Below are 8,699 nucleotides of genomic sequence, written 5' to 3'. Positions count from 1 at the left end.
GCGTTGACGCCGTCCGACTTGACGTCCTTCTTCAGGTACTGCGCGTAGGAGTTCCAGAAGTCGGAGTCGGAACGCGGCAGGTCGATCCCGATGGCCGGCTTGTCGCCGCCGGAGCCGACCGCGTCGGCACTCTGGCGGTTGCACGCGGTGGCGAGCGACATCGCCGCGAGGACGGCAGTGACGGCTGCGGCGGTGGAGCGGGTGCGAGCGAGCTTCATGACCGTGTTCTCTCTTCAGGCAGGGCGGGGAGCCGCCGGGCGACGGTGGAGGGTGGCGTACTCGCCTGCGGGGGAAGGACGAGGCGGCCGGCCGGGCAGGCTGCGGATCCGGCACAGGGCTCATGCGGAGCGCGTCTGACGGGGGCGTGAGTGAGGGTCAGCCAGAGGGACGTAGGAGACCGAACGGCCGCACGGGGTGAGTCGTACGCGGGCACCGGATCGGGCGGCCATTCCTCCGATGTATCTCGGACGTCGAGGACGTTACGACGGCGTTGCCGAAGTTGACAAGAGTCAGCCCCCACGGATTTGCGGGACATCGGACCACGGGGCAGCACGGGCCCGCCCAGGCGTCCTCGACCACCTGCCATACCTGCTTCCCACCTGGACTTATATCGATTCGCCGGGGTTCGGGCCACCGAGCGACAACAGCTCACAATTCGGCAACGGCACCCCTCCGGGACGCTCGACGGCGGCTTCCCGGAGCGCACGACGGGGCGTCTCACCCCTCCGAGACCAGGAGGTCCATCAGGCACACCCTGCTCTCATCAGGGAAGACGGCCGCCCGAGTACCCTCTGGATTCATCGGAGGAAGGGGTTGCATCCGGTCCTACCTCACGGTCACAGCAGTGCATTTCGACCACTAGGACGAGACGGAAGCACCGCGACGGTCACATACATCCGAGGTCTCCATTGTCAGTCGGCCCTTCTGCGTCTACAGTCGCCGTGCCGCCATACCTCCGATGACTGTGGTGGGTGGTCGAAGTCCTCCCGCACGGTCCGGCCCAGGGCGCCGATGGCGGCGCAGCCCGTACGGCCGATCACCCCCTCACGAACCACCCATGGCAAGGGAGCTGTCCAGTGAAACTGCTACGCGTCGGCGCGCCCGGCAAGGAGCGGCCCGCCGTCCGCACCGACGACGGTCGGCTGCTGGATCTGTCCTCCGTGGCCTCCGACATCGACGGCGCCTTCCTCGCCGGCGACGGTGTCGACCGGGCCCGTGCGGCGGTCGCGGCGGGCGAGCTGCCGGAGCTGGACGCGGACGGTCTGCGGATCGGCGCACCGGTCGCCCGCCCCGGAAAGATCGTCTGCGTCGGTCTGAACTACCGCGACCACGCCGCCGAGACCGGCGCGCCGATCCCGCCGCGTCCGGTGGTGTTCATGAAGGACCCGGGCACCGTGGTCGGCCCGTACGACGAGGTGCTCGTCCCGCGTGGCTCGGTGAAGACCGACTGGGAGGTCGAGCTCGCGGTCGTCATCGGCCGCCGGGCCCGCTACCTCGACGGACCGCGGGCCGCGCGTGACGTGATCGCGGGGTACGCGGTCAGCCATGACGTCTCCGAGCGCGAGTTCCAGCTGGAGTACTCGCCGCAGTGGGACCTCGGCAAGTCCTGCGAGACCTTCAACCCGCTCGGACCGTGGCTGGTGACCGCCGACGAGGCGGGAGATCCCCAGAACCTGGGACTGCGCCTCAGCGTCAACGGCGTGCAGCGGCAGGACGGCCACACCAGCGACATGATCTTCCCCGTGGACCACATCGTGGCCTACCTGAGCCAGTACATGGTTCTGGAGCCGGGCGACGTGATCAACACCGGTACGCCCGCGGGCGTCGCCCTCGGCCTTCCCGGGACCCCCTACCTGCGCCCCGGCGACACGGTCGAACTCTCCGTCGACGGGCTCGGCGGCCAGCGCCAGACCTTCGGCCAAGCGTGAAAGGCATTCCCTTGACTGCAACCTCCGCCCGGATCGCCCGGATCACCGCGGTCGACACCTTCGACGTCCGCTTCCCCACCTCGCGGGAACTGGACGGGTCCGACGCGATGAACCCGGACCCCGACTACTCCGCCGCCTATGTGGTGCTGCGCACGGACGCCGGCGACGGGCTGGAAGGCCACGGCTTCACGTTCACCATCGGACGCGGCAACGACGTCCAGGTCGCCGCGATCAACGCGCTGCGGCCCCATGTCGTGGGCCGTTTTGTCCAGGAGCTGTGCGCCGACCCGGGCTCGCTCAGCCGGGACCTGGTCGGCGACAGCCAACTGCGCTGGCTCGGCCCCGAGAAGGGCGTGATGCACATGGCGATCGGCGCCGTCGTCAACGCCGTGTGGGACCTCGCGGCCAAGCGGGAGGGCAAGCCGTTGTGGCAGTTGCTCGCCCAGGCCTCGCCGGAGTGGCTGGTCTCCCAGGTCGACTTCCGGTACATCGCCGACGCCCTCACCCCGGAGGAGGCCCTCACCCTGCTGCGCGAGGGCCGGGCGGGGCTCGCGGAGCGCGAGGCGATCCTGCTGGCGCGCGGCTACCCCGGCTACACCACCTCGCCGGGCTGGCTCGGCTACTCCGACGACAAGCTCACCCGGCTCGCCAAGCAGGCCGTCGCCGACGGCTTCACCCAGATCAAGCTCAAGGTCGGCGCCGACCTGGCCGACGACGTCCGACGACTGCGCACCGCCCGCAAGGCCGTCGGCGACGGCATCCGCATCGCCATCGACGCCAACCAGCGATGGAACGTGGACGAGGCGATCGAGTGGACCAAGGCGCTCGCCGAGTTCGACCCGTACTGGATCGAGGAGCCCACCAGCCCCGACGACATCCTCGGACACGCGACCGTACGCCGGGCGGTGGCGCCGGTGAAGGTCGCCACCGGTGAGCACGTGCAGAACCGCATCGTCTTCAAGCAGCTGCTCCAGGCCGGCGCCATCGACGTCCTGCAGATCGACGCGGCCCGGGTCGGCGGCGTCAACGAGAACCTCGCGATCCTGCTGCTCGCCGCGAAGTTCGGGGTGCCGGTGTGCCCGCACGCCGGCGGGGTGGGGCTGTGCGAGCTGGTGCAGCATCTGTCGATGTTCGACTACCTGGCGCTGTCCGGCACGACGGAGAACCGCGTCATCGAGTTCGTCGACCACCTCCACGAGCACTTCACCGCGCCCGTGGTGATCCGCGACGGCCACTACACCGCGCCGCTCGCCCCCGGCTTCTCCGCCACCATGCGGGAGGAGTCCATCGCCGAATACGGCTACCCGGACGGAACCTTCTGGGTCGCCGACCGCGCCGGGCAGGAGGACGTGGCATGACCGACCTGTCAGGATTGAGGGCCGTCGTCACCGGAGGCGCCTCCGGCATCGGGCTCGCCACGGCCCGGGCGCTGGCCGCACAGGGCGCGGCGGTCGCCGTGCTCGACCTCGAACCCGCCGGTGTGCCACGGCCGTTGCTCGGTATCAAGGCCGATGTGAGCGACGACGCCTCGGTACGCGCCGCCGTGGCGGCCGCGGCCACAGGGCTGGGCGGCATCGACATCCTCGTCAACAACGCCGGCATCGGCGCCATCGGCACTCTGGAGGACAACTCCGACGAGCAGTGGCACCGCGTCCTGGACGTCAACGTCGTGGGCATCGTCCGCACCACCCGGGCCGCCCTGCCCCATCTGCGCCGCTCCGCGCATGCCGCCGTCGTCAACACCTGCTCCGTCGCGGCCACCGCGGGCCTGCCGCAGCGCGCCCTTTACTCGGCCAGCAAGGGCGCCGTGCTGTCGCTGACCCTGGCCATGGCCGCCGACCACGTCCGGGAGGGCATCCGCGTCAACTGCGTCAACCCCGGCACCGCCGACACCCCCTGGGTGACACGGCTGCTGGACGCCGCCGACGACCCGGAGGCCGAACGCGTCGCCCTCAACGCCCGTCAGCCCATGGGCCGTCTGGTGAGCGCCGACGAGGTCGCCGCCGCCGTCGTCTACCTCGCGAGTCCCGCCGCGGCGTCCGTCACCGGGACCGCGCTCGCGGTCGACGGCGGCATGCAGGGACTGCGGCTGCGCCCGGCGGCCCGGGCATGAGAACCACCATGCTCGGCGGCAGCACGGTCGGGGTCACGCAACTCGCGCTCGGCTGCGCGGGCCTGGGCAACCTCTACCACCCGGTCACCGTCGAGTCCGCCCTCGCCACCGTGGAGGCGGCCTGGGACGTCGGAATCCGCACCTTCGACACCGCGCCCCACTACGGGCTCGGCCTGTCGGAGCGACGGCTCGGCGCCGCGCTGAGCGGCCGCCCACGGGACACGTACACCGTCTCCACCAAGGTCGGTCGGCTCCTCGTACCGGTTCAGGACGACGGCCATGGTGACGACCTCGCGAACGGCTTCGCCGTCTCCGCAACGCACCGCCGCATCTGGGACTTCAGCGCCGACGGAGTGCTGCGCTCACTGGAGGCGAGCCTGGACCGCCTCGGCCTCGACCGGGTCGACATGGCTCTGCTGCACGACCCGGACGACCACGCCGAGCAGGCTCTGCGGGAGGCGTACCCGGCGTTGGAGCAGCTGCGCGCGCAGGGCGTGGTCGGGGCCATCGGCGTCGGCATGAACCAGTCGGCGCTGCCCGCGCGCTTCCTGCGCGAGACCGACATCGACGTGGTGCTGCTGGCCGGCCGCTACACCCTGCTGGACCAGGACGGCCTCGGCGAAGTGCTGCCCGAGGCCGCGGCCCGCGGCCGGAGCGTCGTCATCGGCGGCGTCTTCAACTCAGGGCTGCTCACCGCCCCGCGCCCCGGCGCCACGTACGACTACGCCCCGGCGCCCCGGCCGGTGCTCGACCGCGCGCTGCGCCTGCTGGAGGTGACCGAACGCCACGGTGTGCCGTTGCGCGCCGCCGCCCTGCGCTTCCCCTTCGGGCATCCCGCGGTCGCGAGCGTCCTGACCGGGGCGCGTTCCCCCGAAGAGGTACGCGACACCGTGGAGCAACTCCACCGCCCGATCCCGGACGCGCTGTGGGACGAGCTGCGCGCCGAAGGGCTGCTGGCCCCGGGCGCCCCCGTGCCCGCAGCCACTGCGTCGAGGGAGCCGTCATGAGGATCGGCTGACCCTCCTGACCGTCCTGACCGTCCTGACCAAAGTGGCGTCAGTCAGTCGACCGGACTGTCAGTCGACCGGACTGAACGTCCACAGCAGGTTGGTGCTCTGCTGCCACGTCCACTGCTTGGTCACGGCCCCTTCGGCGACCATTCCGCCGCCGTCGAGGACCAGTCCGGTGCTGCGGTTGGCGACCGAGTACTGGCCCTGTCCCCGGTGGGTGATCCGCCACTGCTGGGTGTCACTGCCGTCCCAGGCCTTCTGCCGGGCCGGGTCGCCGTTGCCGGTGGAGCCCCAGCCGTCGGCGACCATGCCGTTGGTGCGGTTGACGAGCCTGTAGTACCCGTTGCCCAGTTCGATCGCCTGCCACTGGAGATTGGCGTGGACCATCGACTCCCACTGCTTCAGGTTCGAGCCTCCGGCGACATTGCCGCCGCTGTCCAGCACCAAGTGGTTCGTGACGTTGGCCAGGCGGAAGTACTTGTCGGGCCTGAACGTCACCTTCAGCGAGGCGATGACGTCGTTGTTGCCGGTCACCCGAAGGTCGGGGGTGTTCGAGGTGAACGTCCAGGCGGTGCCGGTGAAGTTGTCGCCGGAGTAGCCCGTCACCTGGTAGCCGTCGGGCACCAGGATGGAGGAGGCCATGGCGGGACCCAGGCCGGCGGCGGTCAACTGGGAGGATGTGTAGCCGCCCAGCGGCAGCACGGCGCGGGCACCTTCGTAGTTGACGTTCGCGCTCACCGTCGCGGAAACGCTGACGGGCATGCCCTGGACCTCGACGCACACCACGGAGTCGTTGGCGTTGGGCGCGGTGGCCGGCACGGTGACGTTGATCTGGTCGGTGACGGTGTACGGGAGCGAGAGCGAGGGGTTGTTCATCAGATAGACGCGGCTGATCGTGTTGTCGATCGCCGGGATGCGCAGCTGACCGTTCGTGGGCCAGGTGAAGACGTGGGCGAAGAGCTTGCCGTTCTTCTTGGTGAGCTTCCCCCATGCGGGTTCAGTGGCGAACGGGCTGCCGCTGGTGCCGTGAATGCTGTCGCTGTGCGTCGACATCCATGAGGCCAGGCCGTTCAGGACGGTCTGGGAACCGGGGGTGACCGAACCATCACCCTTGGGGCCGATGTTCAACAGGAGGTTGCCGTCCCGGGAGACCACCGTGACGAGCTCTTGGACGATGTCCTTCACGGACCGGTAGGAGTTCTCACTCGACGCGTTGTAACCCCAGGCGCCGTTCATGGTGGCGCACCGCTCCCACGGCCGGCCCATCGGCGCGGACGGTATCCCGAACTCCGCGACCGCGTAGTCGCCGAGGCCGTGGTCCCGCTTGACCCGTTCGTTGACGATGAGGCCGGGTTTGCGGGCGATCAGCCAGTTGTAGAGGTCGACGCCGTCCGATTCCAGCCACCAGTCTTCCAGAGTGGGGCTGGAAGGCTCGCCGAACCAGTCGCCGTCGAACCACAGCAGCGCCGGGTCGTAGCGGTCCAGCAGTTCCTGGAGCTGCGCCTTCAGGTCGGCGATGTAGGCGGTGCGGGCGGCCTGCGAGGACATCGTGGTGAGACCGCTTTGGTGACGGTCGGTCTGGGACGGGTGGTTCCAGTCGAGTATCGAGTAGTACAGGCAGAACTTGATCCCACGGCTCTCGCACTCCCTCTTGAGGTCCATGAGCGGGTCTGTCCGGACGCCGCCGAAGTCGTGCAGGTTGTACTGCCTCGTGCCGGTGGTGTCGGTGAAGCCCGCGACGTCGGAGTCCCACATCGCGAAGCCCTCGTGGTGCTTGGAGGTGATCACGAGGTATTTCATGCCGGCGTTCTTGGCCAGTTCGGCGATGGTGGCGGCGTTGAACTGGGTCGGGTTGAAGTTCTGGGTGACCTGGCTCTGGTAGTTCGCCTTGCTCCACTGCTGGCTGTCGAACGCCCACTCGCCCTGGCCGAGCTGCGAGTAGGACCCGAAGTGGATGAACATCCCGAACCTGGCCTGGTACCACCAGTCCATCTTCGAAGGGACGGTGTAGGCCTCGGCGGTGAAGGGCCACAGAGCCTGCGGCAGCCCGAAGGCCGCCACTGTGCCGGCAAGGGCGGCGGCTTTCATCAGAGAGCGCCTGCTGAGGGAGGCAGAGGACATGGTGCGGCTCCATGTGTCGGGGGTGGAGGCATGACAGGGCGCCAGGAACGGAACACCGGCAGGGCAGCCGGCGCTCCGCATCGCCCCACAGAAGACATCGGATGGATTTATAGGAGAACGACGATGTCTGCGTCTATAGCTGGGACGAGATTGCCTCAAATACGGGAGGCGAGCAGGGCGTTCCTGGTGGTACTCCGAGCCTGGAAGATCACCCATTCGTCGACTTGAGCACCATACATCGGACCTTTATGGGAGCGATGCCCGCAGTGAGCTCCCGTGGGTGCGCGACGGGGGGCCACGCCGTGGACGCCCCCGACGACGAGCCCGTGGGACGGCTTGCCGGGTTACGCGGTGCCGAGGGCCATGCGCAGGGTGGCGATGGCCTGGTTGATGGCGGCGTCGGCGGCGTGGGTGCAGCGCAGGGCGTTGAGCATGACGAAGTCGTGGAAGATGCCCTGTCAGCGCACGGCGGTGACCGGGACGCCGGCCCGACGGAACTTGTTCGCGTAGGCCTCGCCCTCGTCGCGCAGGACGTCGGCCTCAGCGGTCATGATCAGGGCCGGGGGCAGTCCCCGCAACTGGTCGGTGGTGGCGCGCAGTGGTGAGGCGGTGTCTCGGCCCGCTGGTTGTCGTCTTGGCCATCAGGGCCGCGACGGACCGATCCCCTGGTCCGGCTTCACCCCACCGACCGGTCCGGTCGGGCGTAGTCGTGGAAGCCGCGGCCGGTCTTTCTGCCGAGCAGGCCGGCGGCGACCATACGCAGCAGGAGCGGCGGCGGAGAATGCAGAGGCTCCTTGAACTCCTCGTACATGGAGTCGGCGATGGCCTTGACCGTGTCGAGGCCGATCAGGTCGGCCAGGCGCAAGGGGCCCATGGGGTGGGCGCAGCCGAGGACCATGCCGTTGTCGATGTCGGCCGCGGAGGCGTAGCCGGATTCCAGCATGCGGATCGCGGACAGCAGGTACGGCACGAGGAGAGCGTTGACGACGAAGCCGGCGCGGTCCTGGGAGCCGATGGCCTTCTTGCCGAGCACGCCGGTGACGAAGTCCTCGCAGACGCCCAGCGTCTGGCTGCTCGTCAGCAGGGACGGCACGAGTTCCACGAGGTCGAGGACCGGTACCGGGTTGAAGAAGTGGATGCCGATGACCTGGTCCGGGCGGCCGGTGGCCATCCCGAGTTTCATGATCGGGATGGCGGAGGTGTTCGACGCGAGGATGGCGCCGGGGCGGGTGACGACCTTGTCGAGGGCGGTGAACACCTCCGTCTTGATCTGTTCGTCCTCCGCGACGGCTTCGACCACGAGGTCGCGGTCGGCCAGGTCCGCGAGCTCGGTGGTGAAGCGGAGGCGGCGCAGCACGGCATCGCGGTCGGCTTCCGTGAGCTTGCCGCTGCGCAGCCCCCGGTCCAGGGAGGCGATGACCCGGCCTAGGCCCAATACCAGTGACTTAAGGGTTTCGGCTGGTAGCGTGGCATCCAGGAGGTGCTGGATGCCACGCCCTGGGCAGGTCAAGCCGGAGACGGATGAGC

At 69.3% G+C, this 8,699-nt stretch carries 6 protein-coding genes and 2 pseudogenes; 4 read left to right on the top strand and 4 right to left on the bottom strand.

Features of this window, described 5'->3' with window-relative positions; genetic code table 11:
• Nucleotides 1–218, bottom strand: a pseudogene (locus tag ACZ5SK_RS48195) (sugar ABC transporter substrate-binding protein); the annotation flags it as partial.
• A gap of 858 nt (nt 219–1,076) precedes the next feature.
• Here ACZ5SK_RS48195 and ACZ5SK_RS48190 point away from each other — a divergent pair.
• The 4 genes from ACZ5SK_RS48190 to ACZ5SK_RS48175 are packed head-to-tail and all read left to right on the top strand — an operon-like array spanning nt 1,077 to nt 5,048.
• A complete protein-coding gene (locus ACZ5SK_RS48190) occupies nt 1,077–1,928 on the top strand; it encodes a fumarylacetoacetate hydrolase family protein (protein ID WP_334574492.1) in 852 nt (283 codons plus the stop codon).
• An 11-nt stretch (nt 1,929–1,939) separates the two neighbouring features.
• On the top strand, nt 1,940–3,286 hold the full coding sequence (locus ACZ5SK_RS48185; RefSeq protein WP_334574494.1) for an L-fuconate dehydratase: 1,347 nt from the start codon (nt 1,940–1,942) through the stop codon (nt 3,284–3,286).
• A complete protein-coding gene (locus ACZ5SK_RS48180; RefSeq protein ID WP_334574496.1) occupies nt 3,283–4,041 on the top strand; it encodes an SDR family NAD(P)-dependent oxidoreductase in 759 nt (252 codons plus the stop codon). The genes ACZ5SK_RS48185 and ACZ5SK_RS48180 overlap by 4 nt, the downstream gene beginning before the upstream one ends.
• On the top strand, nt 4,038–5,048 hold the full coding sequence (locus ACZ5SK_RS48175) for an aldo/keto reductase (RefSeq protein ID WP_334574498.1): 1,011 nt from the start codon (nt 4,038–4,040) through the stop codon (nt 5,046–5,048). The genes ACZ5SK_RS48180 and ACZ5SK_RS48175 overlap by 4 nt, the downstream gene beginning before the upstream one ends.
• 69 nt (nt 5,049–5,117) lie before the next feature.
• Here ACZ5SK_RS48175 and ACZ5SK_RS48170 read toward each other — a convergent pair whose 3' ends face one another.
• The 3 genes and pseudogenes from ACZ5SK_RS48170 to ACZ5SK_RS48160 form a co-directional block, all read right to left on the bottom strand.
• Nucleotides 5,118–7,172, bottom strand: a complete 2,055-nt coding sequence (locus ACZ5SK_RS48170; protein WP_361709689.1) for an alpha-L-fucosidase — start codon at nt 7,170–7,172, stop codon at nt 5,118–5,120.
• Nucleotides 7,173–7,516: 344 nt separating this feature from the next.
• Nucleotides 7,517–7,783, bottom strand: a pseudogene (locus ACZ5SK_RS48165) (alpha/beta hydrolase); the annotation flags it as partial.
• Between the two features lie 65 nt (nt 7,784–7,848).
• On the bottom strand, nt 7,849–8,661 hold the full coding sequence (locus tag ACZ5SK_RS48160; protein WP_468578080.1) for a 3-hydroxybutyryl-CoA dehydrogenase: 813 nt from the start codon (nt 8,659–8,661) through the stop codon (nt 7,849–7,851).
• Nucleotides 8,662–8,699 lie beyond the last annotated feature (38 nt).

Source organism: Streptomyces sp. NPDC031474, from assembly GCF_055581185.1.
The sequence above is the reverse complement of the archived record's forward strand: the minus strand, read 5'-3'. Positions and strand labels throughout refer to the sequence as shown.

What these genes read in the sequence shown, in the direction of transcription:
- ACZ5SK_RS48175 (WP_334574498.1), top strand. Translation starts at nt 4,038, where the DNA reads ATGAGAACCACCATGCTCGGCGGCAGCACGGTCGGGGTCACGCAACTC.
- ACZ5SK_RS48170 (WP_361709689.1), bottom strand. Translation starts at nt 7,172, where the DNA reads ATGTCCTCTGCCTCCCTCAGCAGGCGCTCTCTGATGAAAGCCGCCGCC.
- ACZ5SK_RS48180 (WP_334574496.1), top strand. Translation starts at nt 3,283, where the DNA reads ATGACCGACCTGTCAGGATTGAGGGCCGTCGTCACCGGAGGCGCCTCC.